This is a genomic window from Stenotrophomonas maltophilia (assembly GCF_002799245.1).
GTDB lineage: Bacteria > Pseudomonadota > Gammaproteobacteria > Xanthomonadales > Xanthomonadaceae > Stenotrophomonas > Stenotrophomonas maltophilia_S.
This window is the reverse complement of the sequence record NZ_NEQV01000002.1, coordinates 495,732-516,264: the sequence shown is the minus strand read 5'-3', so window position 1 is coordinate 516,264 and position 20,533 is coordinate 495,732. Positions and strand designations below refer to the sequence as shown.

Genomic DNA, 20,533 nt, shown 5'->3' with positions numbered 1-20,533 from the left:
GAGTTGAAGGTTTTTTTCAGGACGCCAATCCCGGCCAGGGCACCCGCCCCAGCCGCCCCATCTGGCCATCACGCAGCACCGTGATCTGTAAGGAAATTCTCAAGCCACAGCGGAGGGAACGAATGCGTGCAGGCGGACACGTGCGCGACGTGGCAGCGGTCACGGTGCTGTCGTGTTGGGCTTCTGGCTCGCCATTCCTGCGAGGGCGATTCAGTGGCACAAGCGACACAGGGCGCAATGCAACGTCGGCGGGATTCGTGCCGACCAAGGTCGGCACCTACCGAAGCGGGGTCCGGGCCGGCCGGGATCGACAGCCCGCGCTTACAACGGCTTCGGCGAGAACGTCAGGGTGGCGATCACGCCGCGCTCGCCGCCGGGGCGCACGCTGACCTGCCAGCCGTACAGATCGCACAGGCGGCTGACAATCGACAGGCCGATGCCACCGCCCTGCGAATGGCCGGCGTGGGTGCCGCGATAGCCGCGCTGGAACAGCTTGGCGGCGTCCTCTTCGCTCAGGCCCGGGCCGCTGTCGGTCACCGAGACGGCGTTGGCGCCCACATGCACGCGCACTTCGCCATCCTGCGAATACTTCACCGCGTTGCCGATCAGGTTGCCCAGCGCCACCGACAACGCGGCTTCCGGTGCATCGATGACCAGGTCGCGCTCGCCTTCCAGCGCCAGCTCCAGCGGCTTGCCACCCAGCTGTGCACGGTGGGCATCCAGCAATTGCTCGGCCACGCGCGCGACGTTGCTGGTGCCCTGCCCGCGCTCGTTGCGCGACAGCAGCAGCAGCGCGCCGATCAGGTCGCTGCACTGCTGTTCGGCACGCTGGATGCGCTGCAGACGCTGCAGCACCTTTTCGTCCAGGCCGGGCCGGGTCAGCAGCAGCTCGGTGGCGCCACGGATCACCGCCAGCGGCGTGCGCAGCTCGTGGCTGACGTCGGCATTGAACTCACGGTCGCGCTGCACCACTTCGGTCAGCCGCGACGAATAATCATCCAGCGCCTGCGCCAGCTGCCCCACTTCGTCATCGGGGAACCGCGGTGCCAGCGGCTCGGGGTCGCTGGTACCACCGCGATAGGCACGCAGCCGCGCGGCCAGGTCCGAGACCGGCTTCATCACCTTCGACGCCGACCACCAGCCCAGCACCAGCGACAACAGGCTGAACACCAGCACCGACAGCACCAGCGCGCGATTGAGCTGCTGCCCACCGCGCACGCTGTCGGTCATGTCGTAGGCCAGGAACGCCCAGGCGTCGGGCGTCTTGCGCACGGCCAGCTTGTAGGAATAGCGCTGGCCGCGCTCGTCCACGCCGCCCATGTTGTACAGGCCATCCTTGAACTCGTACCAGTCCGGCTCTTCCTCGCGCAGCGCGTCGAACTTGTCAGGCTTGATCAGGCGCGCACGCATCTGCTGCACGGGCAGGTCGGGGTTGCGATCCGGGCTCTCGTAGAAGCGCCGCACATACTCGTTGATGTTGCGGTTCATCACGTCTTCCACCAGCTGGTTTTCCACGCGCATGCGGGCCCAGTTGGTGGCGAACGCAAACAGTGTCGTCAGGCAGAAGCCCAACAACACGAACGAGACGATGATGCGGCTGCGCAGGCGCCGCCGATATGGCGAACGCCGGCGCTCCCCCTTGCCTGCCACGGAATCAGGCTTCCGGGGTAGCGATGCGGTATCCGATGCCATGGCGGGTCTGGATCAGCGGCACTTCAAACGGCTTGTCGACCACCGCACGCAGGCCGTGGATATGGACACGCAGCGAATCCGAATCGGGCAATTCTTCGCCCCAGACGCGGGTTTCCAGTTCCTGGCGGGTGACCACGGCCGGCGCGGCCTCCATCAGGGCCTGCAGGATCTTCAGCGCGGTCGGGTTGAGCTGCAACAGCTTGCCCTGGCGGCGCACTTCCAGCGTGTCCAGGTTGTATTCCAGATCGCCGGTTTCCAGCACGCGGGTCTGCACGCCCTTGCCGCGGCGCGACAGCGCGTTCAAGCGCACTTCCACTTCCTGCAGCGCGAACGGCTTGATCAGGTAGTCATCGGCGCCGGAATCGAAACCGGCCAGCTTGTTGTCCAGCGAGTCGCGGGCGGTCAGCATCAGTACCGGGGTCTGCTTGCGCGCTTCGTTGCGCAGCTTGCGGCACACTTCGATGCCATCCATGCCCGGCAGATTCAGGTCAAGAACGATGGCGTCGAACTCGTGGACCACGGCCAGGTGCAGGCCGGTCACGCCGTCGGCGGCGAAGTCCACGGTGTGGCCACGATCCTCAAGGTAGTCGCCAAGGTTGGCGGCGATATCGCTGTTGTCTTCGATTACGAGAATGCGCACTGGGACCTCTGGTTCTTGAAGGGTCGTCGGGGGGCCAGGCCCACCCGCTCAGGATGCCCCTGCGTGGGTGGACGCGACGTCTACCTGCTGAACGATACAGGTTCCATTCTTAACATTTCGTGCCGAAGCGACGACACCGGCAAAAGGCCCCCGGGCGAACGGTCAGCGGCTGATGCGCTGCTGGTCGGTCAGCGCCTGGCGGCTCTCTTCCTGGGCCTTGCGACGCTGGGCGACCGTCAGGCAGACGCTGGTGGGCATGTTGCTGCCGGTGAGGCGCTCGCGGCGGCAGATCATGCGGCTGTCGGCCTGGGCGCGGGTCATGATGGTGTTGACGATCTCCTGCTCGTTGAACAGGTCGTTGCGCTCCTGCGGTGCCAGCTCATCCACCTTCTCGCGGCCATTCATCTTGACCCTGATCCGGTTCAGTGCCTGCTGCACGCGGCTTTTGTCCTCCAGCCCGATCTCGCTGTAGTCCTCGCTGCCCATGGCCGTTTCAACGCGGCGGATCTGTTCGGATACCGGGGTGAAGGAATCCATCTGCACGGTGTCCTTCTGGGCCTTGGCCTGCACGGTGGCAACCAGGCCCAGCGACAGCATCAGGGCGAGCGTAGTGTTGCGGTACATGACGAGCTCCATGTTCGTCCATGAATAGGGCCTCGACTTTACGATTCCGCCGATGCGTCCACAAGGGACGCACGGCAGGGTGACCGATGGCGGCGTGCGACCGGTCCAGCCTCAATCAGGCTTGAAGTTGTTGAAGCGCTGGTTGTCGTTGAGCGCCTTGCGGCTGTCTTCCTGCGCCTTGCGGCGCTGGGCCACGGTCAGGCAGACGCTCTGCGGCATGTTGCTGCCGGTGGTGCGCTCGCGACGGCAGACCATGCGGCTGTCGGCATGGGCGCGGGTCATGATCGTGTTGATCACTTCCTGGTCGTTGAAGATCTCGGTGCGGTCGTGCGGGCTCAACTGCTCCACCCGTTCGTGGTCGCCCATCTTGATCTTGATGCGGCCCAGCGCCTGCTGCACACGGCTTTTGTCTTCCAGCCCGATCTCGCTGTAGTCCTCGGTGTTGATGGCCGTCTCAACGTTGCGGATCTGTTCGGCCACCGGGGCGTTGGCGTCGAACTTCACCTGCCCTTTCTCGGGCTTGGCGTGGACGGTGGTGGCCAGAGCCAGGCCCAGCATCAGGGCGAAGGGGGTCATGCGCTGCATCGTTACCTCCAGGTTCTTCCATGAGGGGAACATCGACCCTGCGGTGCCACCGATACGCCGTCACGGCACGTTCGGTGGGCCGAAGGGCGGTGCGGTCAACGCCCGGCGGGCGGCGGGCTGAGCGTGTTGTAACTGCGCTGGTCGTTGATCAGCGCCTTGCCCTTCTCTTCGATCCGGCGCCGCTCGGCCACGGTCAGGCAGCGGCTCTTGGGCATGTTGCTGCCGGTGGTGCGTTCGTACTTGCAGATCTGGCGGCTGTCTTCATGGCCACGCGCCAACAGGGTGTTGATGCGTTCCTGCTCGTTGAAGACCTCGGCCTGCAGCTGCGGCGGCAGCTCCTGCACGGTCTGGCGTTCGCCCATGTGCTGGCGGATGCGCGACAGCGACTGCTGCACCTGGCCGCGATCCTCGGCAGACAGTTCGGCATAGTCGGGGGCGGCCAGGGCGGTTTCCACCTGGCGCATCTGCTCGGCGACCGGCCCCTGCCGGTCCATCTGTACAGCAACCTTCTCCGGCTTGGCGGCAACAGCGCCAGACAGGCCCAGCAACAACGCGATCGTCATGATGCGGTACATCGCCAACCTCCCGATCCATCCCGGAACGAAGGGCCAACTCTACGACCGTCACGCGGCCTCCACAAGAGACCTTGGGCACAGGGCCGACAGGCATAAAAAAGGCCCAGACGGTGCACCCGCCTGGGCCTGAAGTCGTATCCCGATACCGATCCTGCTGAGAGGCAGAGCTGCGGTTCGGTGAAGCCTACGCCGGGGCCGATTAAAGGCTTGTTAAAGACCCGGATCAATTGCCCATGAGAATCACAACCCCATGAATAATCAGGTTTTTTTGATCTTCTCGACGTGCTCGATGATCCGCGTGGCCACGTCGACCCCGCAGGCCGCTTCGATGCCCTCCAGGCCTGGCGTTGAATTGACCTCCAGCACCAGCGGCCCGCGCGCGGAGCGGATCAGGTCCACGCCGCACACCGACAGGCCCAGCGCCTTGGCCGAACGCACCGCCACCTGCTGCTCGGCACGGCTGGCCTTGGCCGCCACGGCGGTACCGCCGGCGTGCAGATTGGAGCGGAAGTCGCCCTCTGGTGCCTGCCGCTGCATCGAAGCCACCACCTGGTCGCCCACCACGAAGCAGCGCAGGTCGGCGCCCTTGGCCTCGCCGATGAATTCCTGCATCAGGAAATTGGCGTACAGGCCGCGCAGCGCTTCGACGATGCCGCGCGAGGCACTGGCCTTTTCGGTGAGGATCACGCCGCGCCCCTGGGTGCCTTCATTGAGCTTCACCACATGCGGCGGCGGGCCGAGCATGGACAGCAGATCGACGGTGTCATCGGGGTTGTCGCCGAACACGGTGACCGGCATGTCGATGCCCTTGGCCGCCAGCAGCTGGTGCGCGCGCAGCTTGTCGCGCGAACGCAGGATGGCATCGGACGGATTGGGCGTGCGCGCACCCATCAGTTCGAACTGGCGCAGCACCGCGGTGCCGTAGCGGGTGATCGAAGCACCGATGCGTGGAATGACCATGTCCACGCCGGTCATCGGCCGGCCCTTGTAATGCATGGAAAAGCCATCGGCGGCGATGCGCATGTAGCAACGCAACGGGTCGAGGATACGAACGGTGTGGCCGCGTGCGCGTGCCGCCTCGACCAGCCGGCGGGTGGAATACAAAGAACTGTTGCGGGACAGGATGGCGAGCTTCATCGCGGTGGGATCGGTCGGCAGGCGCGCAGCATAGCGCGGGCGCGTGGCCGGCGGATGATGCCTGGCCGGCCTGCACAGGCCAGGCAGAACCACGGATGCGAGTGGAAATTGCGCGGTTGTTGCCTGGCCGGGCGGGAAGCGCCGCAGACGCCAGCCGGGCGCAGAGGGCACGGGCGCTGAAATCTGCTGGAAATGAAAAAGGCCGCAGATGAGCGGCCTTCTGTCTACGCGCGTGGCGTGATTGGAGCGGGCGATGGGAATCGAACCCACGTCAGTAGCTTGGGAAGCTACAGCTCTACCATTGAGCTACGCCCGCATTGCGGGTGAAAGTCTATGCGGTGGGGCCGGTGCAGCGCAATGGTGGCCGTCGCATCCGCGCGGGATCGGAGCCCTTTCCTCGCGGAAAGGGTTCCGACCCCGGCGGTGGCTGCTTAGAACGTGCCGCTGAAGTTGGCGAACAGGGTGGCGTCCTGCGCGCGCTTCTGGCCGGTCGAAGCGCTCAGGCCGACGTTGCTCTGCAGGCCGAACAGTTCGGTGCGGGCACCCAGCACGACGGTGGCGTAGTTCTTGTCGAACTTCAGGCCCGGCACGCGGTAGCTGCCCAGTTCCGGCAGGGTCTGCAGCCAGGCGCTGGCCTGCTTGGTGTCCTCGAACTCATGGTCGTAGGTCACCTGCGCGTACGGCTTGACGGTGCCACCATCGAAGCGGGCCTGCCAGCCGATGCGACCGACGGTCGAATCGACGTTCTGGCGGTCGTAGCCCAGTGCGGTGGCGAGCGTGCCAGCCGCGGCGCTTTCGGTGTAGCCGTCGATCTTCACCTTCTGCCAGATCACCGAGGCGATCGGACCGTGGCGGAAGCCGCCCTCGGTGCCGAACTCGTAACCGGCGTTCAGGGCAGCGGTCAGGTTGCTGCCGTCCGGCGAACCGCCGTGCTCGCGGGTGGCCGGGCCCAGCTGGACCTTGCGGTTCACGTCGTAGGACAGCCAGGTGTAGCTGACCTGGCCGTTCACCCAGATGCGGTCGCCGTACCAGCCGGCGAACAGACCGGCGGTGGTGTCCTTCTGGGTGAAGTCGCCACGGCTGTTGCCGAAGTCGGCGTTGAGGCGGCCGAAGCCGGCGAAGCCGCCGAACACCATGCCGTCGCGTGCCCAGTCGATGCCGAACAGGCCGGCCGGGGCCAGGCCGTCGTACAGGTCGGCGTGGTCGTAACGCTGCAGGTCACCGCGCACGCCGCCCCACCAGGACAGGCCGTCGGCCGGACGACCACCCAGGTGCATGCTGACCTGGTCGGCGCGCGAGCGGCCGATGGTCTGTGCCGAGTGGCTCAGCACCTGCTGCAGGCGCGGCGCTTCCAGCACCGAGACCGCGTACTGGCCCAGCAGCTGATGGCCGGCGGTGGTCGGGTGCACGCCATCGGCGAACAGGTAGGTGTTGGCTGCATCCGGGCTGACGTAGCTGGTCGGGTTGCAGGTCAGGATGCTCTGCGTCGAGTTGGCCGGATCGATCTTGCAGCCGGTGCTGGTGACGTTGGTGAAGCCATACATGCCCGGGTTGGCGGCGACTTCGCCCAGCACGGTGAAGGTATCGAGCGGAATGAACTCGATGCCGGCCTGCTTCAGGCCGCCGTACAGCGCCTTGTTGTAACCGGCGGACAGCGCGGTGGCGGTGGCGGCGTTCGGGCCGCGGAAGGCCGGGGTCAGGCCGACGTTGGGCAGGTTCGGCACCAGCACGTACTGGGCACCGGCCTGCTTCAGCGCGCCCACCAGGGCGATCTGGTCAGTGACGGCCGCGCCGATGATGGCCTGTGCCTGCGCCGGCGCAGCAGCGGCGGCGAACAGGTCGTTGGCACCGCCCCACACCGTGTACAGCACGTTGGCGTCAGCCTTGCCGCCATTGGCAGCCAGGTAGCGGGCCGCCTGCGACTTCAGCGACGGGATGGTGCCCATCGCGCTCGGTACGTCCACGCCGACGCGGGCGCCGCCGGCAGCGTAGTTGTCACCGCTCTGGCCGTTGCCGTTGGCGGCGCCGTTGACGCCGTAGTAGTTGGCGACCTGCTGCGACCACACCCAGCCCGGGTTGGTGGTGAACTGGCCGGTGACCGGCTGCACGCCGGCTGGCAGCAGCGGGCGGAAATAGCCGGCATCGGTGAGGCTGTCACCGAAGAACACGGCCTTGGAATACGGGGATTCGCCTGCCATGGCCGGAAGCGCGGCCAGCGCGATCGCGGCCGCCATCAGGGAGCGGATCGGGCGTTTGCTGAGCAGCATGTAAAAAACTCCTGTGGGGAAATCGTTGAGGATCCGGCGGACGTACGCCGGCGCACGGTGAATGGTTTCACTGCGCCGCGTTTTGCTCACGCTGCGCCGCCGCATGGATTGTCACCCGGCACCCTGCCGCAGAGTGTGCCGGCGGTCGCGTCCTGGGCGGATTGCAGCGGTTCTGACGGCCATTACGACGATCGGCGACAATGCGAGCATGAACATCCAGCTCAACGGCGAACCCCGCACCCTGCCCGCTTCGGCGACCCTCCACGACCTGCTGCTGGCCGAGCAGCTGCTGCAGCGCCGGGTGGCGGTGGAGGTCAACGGCGAGATCGTCAGCCGCAGCCGCCATGGCGAGCACGCCCTGGCCGAGGGTGACGTGGTGGAGATCGTGCATGCACTGGGTGGCGGCTGAGGACGGCCCGGGTCTTGCGGGGTCAGATCCCTTTGCCACGGGCAAAGGGATCTGACCCCGATCTCCCCCATCCGCTGCATGACCCCATCCTTCAGGCGGATAAGCGATAATCGGGCCATGAACGTTCATGTCTCCCCCGATTCGCTGGTGATCGCCGGCAAGACCTATGGCTCGCGGCTGCTCACCGGCACCGGCAAGTTCAAGGACCTGGAAGAAACCCGCCTGGCCACCGAGGCCGCTGGCGCCCAGATCGTCACCGTGGCCATCCGCCGCACCAACATCGGGCAGAACCCGGGCGAGCCAAACCTGCTGGACGTGCTGCCGCCGGAGCGCTTCACCATCCTGCCCAACACCGCCGGCTGCTACACCGCCGAGGACGCCGTGCGCACCTGCCGCCTGGCCCGTGAACTGCTGGACGGCCACAACCTGACCAAACTGGAAGTGCTGGGCGACCAGAAGACCCTGTACCCGGACGTGATGCAGACCCTCAAGGCCGCCGAGCAGCTGGTCAAGGACGGCTTCGAAGTGATGGTCTACACCTCCGACGACCCGATCCTGGCCAAGCGCCTGGAAGAGATCGGCTGCGCTGCGGTGATGCCGCTGGCCGCGCCGATCGGTTCGGGCCTGGGCATCCAGAACAAGTACAACCTGCTGCAGATCATCGAAGACGCCAAGGTGCCGATCATCGTCGACGCAGGCGTGGGCACCGCGTCGGATGCCGCGATTGCGATGGAGCTGGGCTGCGACGGCGTGCTGATGAATACCGCCATCGCCGGTGCACGCAGCCCGGTGCTGATGGCCAGTGCGATGCGCAAGGCGGTCGAGGCCGGCCGCGAGGCCTTCCTGGCCGGGCGCATCCCGCGCAAGCGCTACGCCAGCGCCTCCTCCCCGGTGGATGGGCTGATCGGCTGATGACCAATCCTTTTGACAGCGCCGGGTCCAAGGCCCCGCCCAAGCCCTTCACCGTGAGCGAGGGCCGCCGCGAAGTACGCAGCTTCGTGCTGCGCCAGGGCCGTTTCACTCCCGCCCAGCAGCGCGCGTTCGACGAACGCTGGCCACGCTTCGGCATCGACTACAACGGCCAGCCGCGTGACCTGGATGCCACCTTCGGCCGCCCGGCACACAAGGTGCTGGAAATCGGCTTCGGCAACGGTGCCGCACTGCGCTTCGCCGCCCAGCACGACCCGTCGCGCGACTACATCGGTATCGAGGTGCACGCCCCCGGCGTGGGCCGGCTGCTGAACGCGCTGGCCGACGACAACGCCGACCACGTGCGCCTGTACCACCACGATGCGGTGGAAGTGCTGCAGAACGAGATCGCCGATGGCGCGCTCGATGAAGTGCGCATCTACTTCCCGGACCCGTGGCACAAGAAGCGCCACAACAAGCGCCGCCTGCTGCAGCCGGCATTCGCCGAACTGCTGGTGCGCAAGCTGCGCCCGGGTGGCCGCCTGCACTGCGCGACCGACTGGGAAGACTACGCCGAGCAGATGTGGGATGTTCTCGACGCTACCGCCGGCCTGGTCAACCGTGCCGGCCCGCGTGGCAGCGTGCCGCGCCCGGACTGGCGCCCGCAGACCCACTTCGAGACCCGCGGCCAGAAGCTCGGCCATGGCGTCTGGGACCTGTTGTACGACCGCACCTGACGATCGCCTGAGGACACCGCGCCCCACATGGATACCGCGCTGACGCTGACCAACGACATGAAGCTCGTGCTCGGGCTGGTCGGCTTCACGATGGCGATGTTCCTGTTCGAGCGCATCCGCGCCGACGTGGTCGCGCTGGTGGTGCTGGTGGTGCTCGGTGTCACCGGCCTGATCGCGCCGGAGGAGATCTTCGGTGGCTTCTCCGGTAACGCGGTGATGAGCATCATCGCCACCACCATCCTCGGTGCGGGCCTGGACCGCACCGGGGCGCTGAACCGGCTGGCCGCCTGGCTGCTGCGGCGCGGCCATGGTGTCGAGCAACGGCTGCTGATGATGACCACCGCCATCGCCGGCCTGAACTCGTCCTTCATGCAGAACCCGTCGGTGATGGCGTTGTACCTGCCGGTCGCCTCGCGACTGGCCGCGCGCACCGGCCTGACGATGCAGCGCCTGCTGCTGCCGATCTCGGCAGCGATCGTGATGGGCGGCGCGCTGACCATGGTCGGCAATTCGCCGCTGATCCTGCTGAACGATCTGCTGGCCTCGGCCAACAACAACCTGCCCTCGGGCCTGGCCACCATCGAGCCGCTGCGCATGTTCGCGCCGCTGCCGATCGGCGTGGCGTTGCTGATCGCCTCGTTGCTGTACTTCCGCTACTACGGCGACCGCAAGCTGATCGAAGAGGAAAGCCTGGTCAACGACGGAGTCACCCCGGCGCGCACCGAGAGCTATTTCGCCAAGACCTATGGCATCGAAGGCGATGTGTTCGAGCTGGTGGTGACCGCCGAAAGCCCGCTGGTGGGCATGACCCTGGGCGAGGCCGAGACCCTGCACGATGCACCGCTGCTGCTGGCGTTGAAGACCGGCAACGACACCCGCCTGGCGCCGCCGGCGGAGATGCGCATCTGGGTGGGCAGCGTGCTCGGTGCGATGGGCCCGCGCCAGCAGATAAGCGACTTCGCGCAGAACCAGTTCCTGCGCATGTCCTCGCGCCTGAAGCACCTGGGCGACCTGTTCAACCCCAGCCGCGCCGGCATTTCCGAGGCGGTGGTACCGCCGACCTCGAACGTGATCGGCAAGAGTGCGGCCGATCTGCGCCTGCGCAAGGAGCGCGGCATCAGCCTGCTGGCGATCAACCGCGACAAGCAGGTGATCCGCGAGGACGTGCGCGACGTGCAACTGCGCGCCGGCGACATGCTGGTGTTCCACAGCATCTGGACCGATCTGGCGCAGGCCGCCCGCAGCCGCGATTTCGTGGTGGTGACCGACTACCCGACCGGCGAGCAGCGCCCGCACAAGTTCAAGATCGCGATGGCGATCTTCGCGCTGACCATCCTGATCGCGCTGACCAGCAAGCTGCCGGTGGCGCTGACGCTGATGACCGGCGTGGCCGGCATGCTGCTGACCGGCGTGCTGCGCATGGACGAGGCCTATGCCTCGATCAACTGGAAGACGGTATTCATGATGGCCGGGCTGATTCCGCTCGGCTGGGCGATGGACTCCAGCGGTGCGGCCGCGTGGGTGGCCGGCCATACCATCGACAAGCTGCCGACCGGCATCCCGGTGTGGGTGCTGGAGGTGGCGCTGGCGCTGCTGACCACGGCGTTTTCGCTGGTGATCAGCCATGTGGGTGCGACCATCGTGATGGTGCCGATCGCGGTGAACCTGGCACTGGCGGCGGGCGGCAACCCGACCGCGTTCGCGCTGATCGTGGCGCTGTCGGCATCCAACAACCTGATGACGGCCTCCAACCCGGTGATCTCGATGATCACCGGCCCGGCCAACTACACCCCGCGCGAGATGTGGCGGGTCGGCGGCCCGCTGTCGCTGATCTACACGCTGGTGGTGGTGTTGATGATCAACCTGATGTTCTGAGCCGTGCAGCCGAGCATGGGCTCGGCTCTACAATGGGCCTGGCGCGGTGGGTGCGGACCAACGGTCCGCACCCACCTCAATCAGCATCCTCTCGGTCAACATCATCCAGCCTCAGGCCAGGTAGACCTGCCCGTCGCGCACGTCCACCGGCACCGCACGCAGGCGGTCGCCCTTGCACGGGCCGGCGATGCAGTCGCCGCTGTCCAGCGTGAACGAGGCGCCGTGCGCGGCACACACCAGGTGGCCCTCGCGGCTCTTCAGGAACTGGCCCGGCGCCCAGTCCAGGCGGCGGCCGGCGTGCGGGCAGATGTTCAGGAACGCGCGCACCTGCGCACCGTCGCGGTACAGCACCAGCGATTCGGCATCGCCATCGACCACCGCTTCGACCTCGGCAAACGCGCCATCGGCAATGGCATCAAGGGCGATCAGGGCAGCAGCGGCAGTCATGGCGAAGGCTCGGACGGTAAACCCGCATTGTCGCATGCCCACTCAGGTGACTGGCTGCGACATGAACACAAGTCATTGATCCGTAATAAGCACAGGCTATATTTAACGAGTTTTTCACTCAATGACAGTGGCGCGTCCCGATACTCTGGTTTCGCTGATCCCAGCCTATCGAGCCGCCATGTTCAATCGCGCATCCGCCTTCAACCAGTTCCGCACCCTGTTCGCGCCGCGCAAGCCGCGTCACCCGCTGGTGCGCGTTGCCGTGGGCCTGCTTGGCCTGGCAATCCTGGCTGCGATGGTGTTCATCGGCGTGTTCGTCGGTGCGGCGATGATCCTGGTCGGCCTGGCGTGGAAGCTGCTGGCTTCGCGCAAGCCCGGCGTTGCCCGTCCGGTCGACCCGACCGTGGTCGAAGGCGAGTACCGCGTGGTGCGCAAGCCGGTATTGCCGGCCTCGCGCTGATCCGCGCCTTCCGCGCCCGCTGACGGCGGGCGCCATGCGTTCTAGACTGCGGGCACGCCCTTCCTGGATGCCCGCATGCCTGATGTCTCCGATGTGATCCCTGCCGTAGCCCTGCCGCGTGTGCCGGTAGCCGGGGGCGGCAGTTTCCCCGTGCACCGCATCTACTGCGTCGGCCGCAACTTCGCCGACCACGCCCGCGAAATGGGCGCGGCGGTGCCGGCGGCCGATGACCGCGGCCGCCCGATGTTCTTCAGCAAGCCGGCCGATGCCATCGTGGTCGGCCACGACGATGCCATCCCCTACCCGCCGGCGACCGCCAACCTGCACCACGAAGTGGAACTGGTGGTGGCGATCGGCCGCGATGCGCCCGCAGGCGAGCTGGCCGTGGCCGACGCCGATGCGCTGGTCTACGGCTATGCCGTCGGCCTGGACCTGACCCGCCGCGACCTGCAGGCCGCCGCCAAGGACAAGGGCCACCCGTGGGACGCGGCCAAGGGCTTCGATGCCTCCGCGCCGATCAGCGAAATCGTCCACGCCGCGGAAGTCGGCGACCTGGCCGCGCTGAACCTGTCGCTGGAAGTCAACGGCGAGGTGCGCCAACAGGCACTGCTCGACCAGATGATCTGGAACGTACCGGAGATCCTGCATGAGCTGTCCAAGCTGTGGCAGCTGCGTGCCGGCGACCTGGTATTCATGGGCACCCCGTCCGGGGTGGCTGCACTGAAGCCCGGCGACCGCTTCAGTGCCCGCCTGGAAAACGTGGCCGAGCGCCACGGCGTGATCGCCGGCTGACATCACCTGCGCTACCCTGCGCGCTGTCCACTTCCCCACCGGAGAAAAACAACAATGGGAATGCTCACCGAGTTCAAGGAATTCGCGATGCGCGGCAACGTCATCGACCTCGCCGTCGGCGTGGTGATCGGCGCGGCCTTCGGCAAGATCGTGACGGCGCTGGTCGAGAAGATCATCATGCCGCCGCTGGGCTACCTGATCGGCCGCGTGGACTTCTCCAGCCTGGCCTGGACCCTGTCGCCGGCTCACTTGGGTCCGGATGGCAAGGAGATTCCGGCCGTGGTGGTTGGCTACGGCGACTTCATCAATACCATCATCCAGTTCGTGATCGTGGCCTTTGCCATCTTCATCGTGGTCAAGGCGATCAATCGCCTGTCGCGCAAGCAGGAAGCCGCCCCGGCCGCGCCTGCCGAGGAAGTGGTGCTGCTGCGCGAGATCCGCGACAGCCTGAAGAAGTAAGGGTACCCGGCGCCGACGGGCGCCCCTCCCACCTGTAGAGCCGAGCCCACGCTCGGCTGATCTGCAAGGCAGCCGAGCATGGGCTCGGCTCTACATGACCCTGTGAAAGCCTCGCTCCGGCGGGGCTTTCGCTTTGCCGGACATGGCGGAAAACAGCGTTCGCGCCAGCCATGACCTCCCGCCCATGCGCCGGGCTGAACGACTGTTAAGCTCCAGGGCTTAGGTCCCTTCCTGGAGTTGTCCATGCGTCGCCGCGTCCTTGCCATCGCGTCCTCCCTCGCCCTGCTGGCCGCCCCGGCCTTTGCGGCGCCGCACACCACCACCCTGCCCCCGGCGTCGCTGGCCACCGCCGCACAGCTGCGCGACCAGGCGCTGGCCGATGACACCGGCTGGAAGGTGGTCGAATCACTCACCACCGAGATCGGCCCGCGCATTGCCGGCGGCGAAGCCGACGCCCGCGCCGTGGCCTGGGCCGAAGCCAAGTTCAAGGCCCTGGGCTTTGACAAGGTATGGAAGGAGCCGGTGACGTTCCCGAAGTGGGAACGCCGCAGCGAACACGCCGCCGTGACCGGCAGGAACCCGCAGCCGCTGCAGATCACGGCACTGGGCGGCAGCCCGGGCGGCACCGTGGAAGCCGAAGTGGTGCGCTTCGCCGACCTGGCGGCGCTGCAGGCCGCACCGGCAGGTTCGCTGAAGGGCAAGATCGCCTTCGTCGATTACCAGATGCTGCCATTCCGCGATGGCCGCGATTACGGCCGCGGCGGTGCGATCCGCAGCAAGGGCCCGTCTGAAGCGATCCGCAAGGGCGCAGTCGGCTTCCTGATGCGCTCGGCCGGTACCGACTCGCACCGCGTGCCGCACACCGGCATCACCCGCTTTGACGAAGGCCTGACTCCGGTGCCGTCGGCCGCGCTGTCGGTGCCCGATGCCGACCAGCTGGCGCGTTTGCTGGCCCGTGGCAGCACCACGGTGAAGGTCGCGCTGGACTGCGGTTGGGATGGCACGGCCACCTCCTACAACGTGATCGGCGAGATCACCGGCCGCAGCCTGCCGAAGGAAGTGGTGGTGATTGGTGGTCACCTGGATTCGTGGGACCTGGGCACCGGCGCAGTGGATGACGGCGCGGGCGTGGGCATCACCATGGCCGCCGGCCATCTGATCGGCCAGCTCAAGCAGGCCCCGAAGCGCACCATCCGCGTGATCGCCTTCGCCAACGAAGAACAGGGCCTGTATGGCGGCAAGGCCTACGCTGAAGCGCACGCCAAGGACGTGGCCCTGCACCAGCTGGCCGCCGAGAGCGATTTCGGTGCTGGCCGCATCTATGCGTTCAACACCGGTTCGCCGAACCCGGAGGGTTCGCGCGAGGCGACGAAGCAGATTGCCGATGTGATGAAGCCGCTGGGCATCGAGTACCAGGCCGACAAGGGCGGCCCGGGCCCGGACGTCGGCCCGCTGGCCGCCAAGGGTGGTGCATGGGCGTGGCTGGCACAGGATGGTTCGGACTACTTCCACCTGCACCACACCGCCGACGACACGCTGGACAAGATCGACCCGAAGGCGCTGGCGCAGAACGTGGCCGCGTACACCGTGTTCGCGTACCTGGCGGCGGAAGCCGATGGCAGCTTCGGCAGCGAGGCCAAGGCGACCACGCCGCCGAACGAATGACGGCACAACAGTCCGTCATTGAAGCGCGCCGGGCCTGACCCGGCGCACTTCCCGTGGGGCAAGCCGTCAATCGGCTTCGCACGCTACCCCTGCCACACACCGCCGTTGCGCAGACCCAGCAGCTGCGGCTTGTACCGTGGATCGCAGTTGTCCCTGCGCTGCTGTTCGTAATCGCGCAGCGCGGCCAGGGCCGGCTTCTGCAGCAGCAGGATGGCGATGATGTTCAACCAGCTCATCAGGCCAACGCTGATGTCACCCAGCGACCAGGCAATCGTGGCGCTGTTCACCGTCGAATAGCCTGCCGCCGCCAGGAACAGCAGCTGGAACACCGTCATCACCCAGCGGCGCGGGCGGTCCCGGCACAGGTAACTGACGTTGGTCTCGGCCATGTAGTACAGCGCCAGGATGGTGGTGAACGCGAACGGCAGGATCGCCAGCGCCACGAACGAACGACCGAAGCCGGGCAGCGCCGATCCCACCGCGTGCTGCACGAAGCGCGGCCCGGCTTCCACGCCGGGCAGATTGCCCAGCAGCAGCCGTGCCTCATCCGGAATGCCATTCACCGCCGGGTCGTAGACGTTGTACAGGCCGGTGGAGAGGATCAGGAAGGCCGTGGCACTGCACACCACCATGGTGTCGATGTAGACCGAGAACGACTGCACCAGGCCCTGCTTGACCGGGTGCGAGACCTCGGCGGCGGCGGCCGGATGCGCACCACTGCCCATGCCGGCCTCGTTGGACAGCACGCCACGACGCACGCCCCACTGGATGGCGGTACCGATCATCGCGCCGAACGCGGCGTCCACGCCGAATGCACTGCGCAGCACCAGCATGATCACCTCCGGCACCTTTTCGGCGTTGAGCACCATCACCAGCGCCGCCACCAGCAGATAGGCCACGGCCATCAACGGCACTACCCATTCGGCCACGCGCGCGATGCGGCGCACGCCACCGAACAGGATCACCGCCAGCACCGCCAGCAACACCGCCGTCGTGCCCGCCACCGGCAGGTCCCACGCTTCGTTCACCGCGCTGGTGATGGCATTGGACTGGGTGCCGGCCAGCAGTGCGCCGGCCAGCACGGTGACCAGCGCGAACAGCACGGCATACCAGCGCTGGCCCAGGCCCTTTTCGATGTAGTACGCCGGGCCGCCGCGGTACTGGCCCTTGGCGTCCTTGTCCTTGTAGATCTGCGCCAGGGTGGATTCGATGAAGGCACTGGAGGCGCCGAGGAAGGCCACCACCCACATCCAGAAGATCGCGCCCGGCCCGCCGAAGGCGATGGCCATGGCCACGCCGGCGATGTTGCCCACGCCGACCCGGCTGGACAGTGAGATCGACAGCGCCTGGAACGGCGAAACGCCCGATGCCGAACGCTCATGGCGGAACATCAGGCGCAGCATGTCCGGCAGCGCGCGCAACTGGATGAAGCGCGTGCGGATGCTGAAGTACAGCCCGGCCAGCAGGCACAGCATGACCAGGTACGGGCTCCAGACGATGCCGAGCAGAGTGTTGATGATGGATTCGATGTTCAATCGTCTGCCCCGGTCAGAAGAACATGCCCAGGGCGACCTGGGGGCTGATGATGCGGCCGGTGTTGCGCCCGGCCACGGTGAACTCCACGCCGGCGATCAGGCCCAGCGAGGGACTGAAGTGGTATTCCACGGCCGGGGCCAGGGCCACGCTGCGGCTGGCCGGGCGCCGCTCGTCGATGCGCTGGATCTCACCGTCGGCATCGCGTGCGAAACCACTCAGGCGCTGGCCGGTTTCGCGGCTGGCGGCCATCTCCATCACCCCGACCCAGCGTTCGTTGAAGCTGTATTCGGCGCCGACCGACAGGCCCAGCACCGAACCACGCGCGATATGCCCGTGGAAGCTGTCGCTGGTGCCGTAGACGCTGGCCCCGGTAATGGCCGTGCGTGCCGGCGCCGGCCCCGCAGTGAGCTGGCCGCGCCAGCGCAGCGGGCGGTCATTGCCCAGCCACACCACCTGCTGCACGCCCAGCGCCGCCGTGGTGCGCTGTACGCCATCGCCCTGCGCATCCAGCGGGTTGCCGGTGATGCGATCGTGGCTGCCGGTGCTGAAGCGCTGCACCAGGGCCACCGATACCGCCGGCCGGGTGCCATCGGCACTGGGGGCCTGCAGCAGGTACTGCAGGCGCGCGGTGGTATCGCCGGCGCGGAAGCCACTGCTGCGCGCACTTCCCGATTCGGCACGCGACGCGCTGAGGTTGACCTGGCCGGTCACCCGCTCGCTGAAGCCATAGATGATCGGCACCACCATCGCCCAGGCACCGCTGCGCTCGTCACTGCGCCGGCGATTCCCGCGGTCATCGAAATGGTCGCGGCTGTCGACACGGACCAGGTAGGGTTCGATGTACCAATGCCCCGCTGGCATGCCTGCGGGATTGGGGGTGATCAGCGGGCCGGTGAAGTTGACGCCGTCCAGGCTGCGCTCGTCGGCGTGCGCGCTGGCCGTGGCAAGGATCGTGGACGCCAGCACCAGGCATGCCATCGAGGCATGGCGACGGAAACATTGCATGGAAACCACCTTTGTTCGACACGGGATGGATTTCCACCCTGCGTCGCGTGAAGGGGCACCACAATGAAGTAAGTTTCAAATTCGCGCGACTTCGCGGAAAGCGCGCTTGATGCGTCGCGCAGGTACGCAGCATGCGCACGGGCAGGTCATCCCTGCATGCGTGGGTCGAGCGTGCTCGACCCACACCTCACCTGCGCGGCCCTGGTCCCGCCGCGCAGGCGGTGAGGCAACTCAATCGTGCCGGCTGGCCCACTGCGCCAGCAGCACGGCGGTGGCCGAGGCCACGTTCAGGCTCTCCACCGCGCCGCTGCCGGGAATGGATACCTGCTGATCGCACTGGGCGGCCAGGCTGCGGTCCATGCCTTCACCCTCGGCGCCCATCACATAGACCAGGCGTGCCGGCAATGCCGCGCGGAACACGTCATCACCGCTCTCGACCAGGGTCGCGGCCAGGCCGAAACCGGCCTCGCGCAACTGCGCCATCGCCTGTGCGTTCTCCGGCAGCTGCACCAGCGGCACCGACTCGGCCCCACCCTCGGCAACGCGCGCGGCGGCACCCGACAGCGCCAGGGTGCTGCCGGCCGGCAGCAGCAGCGCTTTGACGCCAAAGTGCGCGGCCGAACGCAGGATTGCGCCGAAGTTGTGCGGATTGCCGACACCGTCCAGCCACAACGCCAGCGCCGGGCCTTCACCCAGATCGCCCAGCCACTGCGCCAGCGGCACGACCGGGGCACGCAGCACGTCGGCCACCAGGCCTTCGTGATGGGTCGTGGCTGCCAGCTTGTTGAGGTCACCCTCCTCCACGACCCGATAGCCCACGCGATTGGCCACGCACCACTTCAACACCGGCTGCATGCGCGGAATCAACTCATCCACCAGATACAGCTTGCGCAGTGCCTGCGGACGCTTGGCGAACAGGGCCTGCACGGCGTTCCAGCCATACAGGCGCAGCTCGTCGTTGCCACGCCCCGGTGGTGGCGGAGTGCCGCCCTCACGCGGAGGCAGCGGGGTGGCCCGCGGCGGTCGCGACGACGGGCGGCGGGCATTCTTCCAGGGATCATTCACTACGGGACAACTCCAGCTTGCGTTGACGCCAGAAATCGGCGTTCTTGATGCCCAGGGCATCGGGGTCGAAGATCGGATCAAGGCCGAGCTTCTTCTGTCGTTCGTAATCACGCAGGGCCAGCATCGCCGGCTTCTGGATGATGAGGATGGCAATGATGTTCAGCCAGGCCATCAGGCCAACGCCGATGTCACCCAGCGCCCAGGCCAGGGTTGCATTGTGGAACGCGCCGAACACCACCATGCCGATGATGCCCAGGCGCAGCACCAGTACGGTGAGCGGGCGCTTCTTGTTGTGGTTCACATAGCTGAGGTTGGTCTCGGCCATGTAGTAGTACGCCATGATGGTAGTGAAGGCGAAGAAGAAGATGGCGATGGACACGAACGCCGAACCCCAGCCCGGCAGCACCGCTTCCACACCGGCCTGGGCGTAGCCCGCACCTTCCGGAATGCCGGCCAGGCCCTGGAAGATCGGCGGGGCGCTGGCGCCTGCCGCCGAATACACGTTGTAGGTGCCGCTGGCCAGGATCAGGAACGCGGTGGCGGTGCACACCATCATGGTGTCGAAGTAGATCGCGAAGGCCTGCACGTAGCCCTGCTTGGCCGGGTGCGAGACTTCCGAGGCCGCCGCCGCATGCGGGCCCGAGCCCTGGCCGGCTTCGTTGGCGTAGATGCCGCGCTTGATGCCCCATTCCACCGCCAGGCCCATCATCGCGCCGAACGCGGCGTGGGTGCCGAAGGCGCTGCTGAAGATGATGTTGAACATCTCCGGCACGCGGTCGTAGTTGATGATCATGATGGCGATGGCCATCAGGATGAAGCCGGCGGCCATGAACGGCACCACCACTTCGGCGAAGTTGGCGATGCGCTTGACGCCGCCGAAGATCACCACGCCCAGCAGCAGCGCGACCACGATGCCGATGCCCAGCTTCAGCGCCTGCACCGATTCCATGCCGAAGGCCTGGCCATCGAGCGGGCCGCACAGTGCGGTGCCGCGGCAGGCGTTGATGATGCTGTCGGCGATGGCATTGGCCTGCACGCCCGGCATCAGGAAGCCGGCGGCGATGATCGTGGCGAAGGCAAAGGCCAGCGCGTACCACTTCAGGCCCATGGCCTTTTCGATGTAGTACGCCGGGCCACCGCGATAACGGCCTTCGGCGTCCTTGGTCTTGTAGATCTGCGCCAGGGTGCATTCCACATACGAGGTGGACGCGCCGAGGAAGCCCATCACCCACATCCAGAAGATCGCACCGGGGCCGCCGAAGGCGATGGCGGTGGCCACGCCGGCGATGTTGCCGATACCCATGCGGCCGGCCATCGACATGGCCAGCGCCTGGAACGAGGACACGCCGGCGTCGGATTTCTCACCCTTGACGGTGAGGCGGCACATCTCGAAGAAGCCACGGATCTGCATGAAGCGCGTGCGCAGGCTGAAGAACAGGCCGGCGCCCAGGCACACGAAGATCAGTGCCTTGCTCCAGATGATGCTGTTGATGAAGTGTACGGTTGCTTCCACGCGCGCTCTCTCCAGTCGGCGGGTTGTAAGGACGTCCCGTCGGCTGGAGGGGACCGGTCGATTCTCCCTGATCGGAGGCCGCTGCGGTAGCGCTGTTTGGTAGAGCCGAGCCCATGCTCGGCTGCCGCCAGGGGACCAAGC

Annotated in this window: 20 protein-coding genes and 1 tRNA gene; 8 read left to right on the top strand and 13 right to left on the bottom strand. The window is 66.8% G+C overall.

Annotation, left to right across the window (positions count from 1 at the left end; translation table 11 throughout):
• Positions 1-321 precede the first annotated feature (321 nt).
• The 8 genes from B9Y64_RS08280 to B9Y64_RS08245 form a co-directional block, all read right to left on the bottom strand.
• Positions 322-1,692: a sensor histidine kinase gene (locus tag B9Y64_RS08280; RefSeq protein WP_100440277.1), complete on the bottom strand. Its 1,371-nt coding sequence runs from the start codon at positions 1,690-1,692 to the stop codon at positions 322-324.
• Positions 1,655-2,332, bottom strand: coding sequence for a response regulator transcription factor (locus B9Y64_RS08275; protein WP_005410804.1), 678 nt, complete (start codon positions 2,330-2,332; stop codon positions 1,655-1,657). Before B9Y64_RS08275 ends, B9Y64_RS08280 begins: the two co-directional genes overlap by 38 nt.
• 162 nt (positions 2,333-2,494) lie before the next feature.
• Positions 2,495-2,956 carry a hypothetical protein gene (locus B9Y64_RS08270; RefSeq protein WP_075676408.1) on the bottom strand — a complete coding sequence of 154 codons (462 nt, stop codon included), beginning with the start codon at positions 2,954-2,956 and terminating at the stop codon, positions 2,495-2,497.
• A gap of 111 nt (positions 2,957-3,067) precedes the next feature.
• A complete protein-coding gene (locus B9Y64_RS08265; RefSeq protein ID WP_100440276.1) occupies positions 3,068-3,541 on the bottom strand; it encodes a hypothetical protein in 474 nt (157 codons plus the stop codon).
• 95 nt (positions 3,542-3,636) lie between these two features.
• Positions 3,637-4,116 carry a hypothetical protein gene (locus B9Y64_RS08260; protein ID WP_100440275.1) on the bottom strand — a complete coding sequence of 160 codons (480 nt, stop codon included), beginning with the start codon at positions 4,114-4,116 and terminating at the stop codon, positions 3,637-3,639.
• Positions 4,117-4,374: 258 nt separating this feature from the next.
• Complete coding sequence (gene rimK, locus B9Y64_RS08255) at positions 4,375-5,253, bottom strand: 30S ribosomal protein S6--L-glutamate ligase (protein WP_100440696.1); 879 nt, start codon at positions 5,251-5,253, stop codon at positions 4,375-4,377.
• Positions 5,254-5,495: 242 nt separating this feature from the next.
• Positions 5,496-5,569: transfer RNA gene (locus tag B9Y64_RS08250), tRNA-Gly, on the bottom strand.
• Between the two features lie 115 nt (positions 5,570-5,684).
• Positions 5,685-7,520, bottom strand: a complete 1,836-nt coding sequence (locus B9Y64_RS08245) for an autotransporter outer membrane beta-barrel domain-containing protein (protein ID WP_100440274.1) — start codon at positions 7,518-7,520, stop codon at positions 5,685-5,687.
• A 208-nt stretch (positions 7,521-7,728) separates the two neighbouring features.
• Here B9Y64_RS08245 and thiS point away from each other — a divergent pair, with 208 nt between their 5' ends.
• From thiS to B9Y64_RS08225, 4 genes are all read left to right on the top strand, one after another.
• Complete coding sequence (thiS, locus tag B9Y64_RS08240) at positions 7,729-7,929, top strand: sulfur carrier protein ThiS (protein WP_100440273.1); 201 nt, start codon at positions 7,729-7,731, stop codon at positions 7,927-7,929.
• Positions 7,930-8,046: 117 nt separating this feature from the next.
• On the top strand, positions 8,047-8,841 hold the full coding sequence (locus B9Y64_RS08235; protein WP_005418798.1) for a thiazole synthase: 795 nt from the start codon (positions 8,047-8,049) through the stop codon (positions 8,839-8,841).
• Positions 8,841-9,575, top strand: coding sequence for a tRNA (guanosine(46)-N7)-methyltransferase TrmB (trmB, locus tag B9Y64_RS08230; RefSeq protein WP_010481468.1), 735 nt, complete (start codon positions 8,841-8,843; stop codon positions 9,573-9,575). The genes B9Y64_RS08235 and trmB overlap by 1 nt, the downstream gene beginning before the upstream one ends.
• 27 nt (positions 9,576-9,602) lie before the next feature.
• Positions 9,603-11,450 (top strand): SLC13 family permease, encoded by a 1,848-nt coding sequence (locus tag B9Y64_RS08225; protein WP_100440272.1) that lies wholly within the window; start codon positions 9,603-9,605, stop codon positions 11,448-11,450.
• Positions 11,451-11,561: 111 nt separating this feature from the next.
• On the opposite strand, the gene B9Y64_RS08220 is transcribed toward B9Y64_RS08225, so the two are convergent.
• Positions 11,562-11,897, bottom strand: a complete 336-nt coding sequence (locus B9Y64_RS08220; RefSeq protein ID WP_100440271.1) for a Rieske (2Fe-2S) protein — start codon at positions 11,895-11,897, stop codon at positions 11,562-11,564.
• A gap of 178 nt (positions 11,898-12,075) precedes the next feature.
• On the opposite strand from B9Y64_RS08220, the gene B9Y64_RS08215 reads away from it, so the two are divergent.
• The 4 genes from B9Y64_RS08215 to B9Y64_RS08200 all read left to right on the top strand — a co-directional run bounded on the left by B9Y64_RS08215 (position 12,076) and on the right by B9Y64_RS08200 (position 15,273).
• Positions 12,076-12,357 carry a hypothetical protein gene (locus B9Y64_RS08215; RefSeq protein WP_005410817.1) on the top strand — a complete coding sequence of 94 codons (282 nt, stop codon included), beginning with the start codon at positions 12,076-12,078 and terminating at the stop codon, positions 12,355-12,357.
• 75 nt (positions 12,358-12,432) lie between these two features.
• A complete protein-coding gene (locus tag B9Y64_RS08210; RefSeq protein ID WP_100440270.1) occupies positions 12,433-13,149 on the top strand; it encodes a fumarylacetoacetate hydrolase family protein in 717 nt (238 codons plus the stop codon).
• Positions 13,150-13,203: 54 nt separating this feature from the next.
• On the top strand, positions 13,204-13,608 hold the full coding sequence (mscL, locus tag B9Y64_RS08205; protein WP_014038282.1) for a large-conductance mechanosensitive channel protein MscL: 405 nt from the start codon (positions 13,204-13,206) through the stop codon (positions 13,606-13,608).
• Between the two features lie 243 nt (positions 13,609-13,851).
• Positions 13,852-15,273 carry a M28 family peptidase gene (locus B9Y64_RS08200; protein ID WP_100440269.1) on the top strand — a complete coding sequence of 474 codons (1,422 nt, stop codon included), beginning with the start codon at positions 13,852-13,854 and terminating at the stop codon, positions 15,271-15,273.
• An 83-nt stretch (positions 15,274-15,356) separates the two neighbouring features.
• Here the strand turns inward: B9Y64_RS08200 and B9Y64_RS08195 are convergent, their stop codons facing one another.
• The 4 genes from B9Y64_RS08195 to B9Y64_RS08180 form a co-directional block, all read right to left on the bottom strand.
• On the bottom strand, positions 15,357-16,808 hold the full coding sequence (locus B9Y64_RS08195; RefSeq protein WP_100440268.1) for an alanine/glycine:cation symporter family protein: 1,452 nt from the start codon (positions 16,806-16,808) through the stop codon (positions 15,357-15,359).
• A gap of 13 nt (positions 16,809-16,821) precedes the next feature.
• Positions 16,822-17,814 carry a hypothetical protein gene (locus tag B9Y64_RS08190; protein WP_238379854.1) on the bottom strand — a complete coding sequence of 331 codons (993 nt, stop codon included), beginning with the start codon at positions 17,812-17,814 and terminating at the stop codon, positions 16,822-16,824.
• Positions 17,815-18,045: 231 nt separating this feature from the next.
• The gene (locus B9Y64_RS08185) at positions 18,046-18,879 is read right to left on the bottom strand and encodes a TrmH family RNA methyltransferase (protein ID WP_100440266.1); all 834 of its coding nucleotides are present in this window, start codon (positions 18,877-18,879) and stop codon (positions 18,046-18,048) included.
• Complete coding sequence (locus tag B9Y64_RS08180; RefSeq protein ID WP_100440265.1) at positions 18,872-20,392, bottom strand: alanine/glycine:cation symporter family protein; 1,521 nt, start codon at positions 20,390-20,392, stop codon at positions 18,872-18,874. Before B9Y64_RS08180 ends, B9Y64_RS08185 begins: the two co-directional genes overlap by 8 nt.
• Between the last annotated feature and the right edge of the window lie 141 nt (positions 20,393-20,533).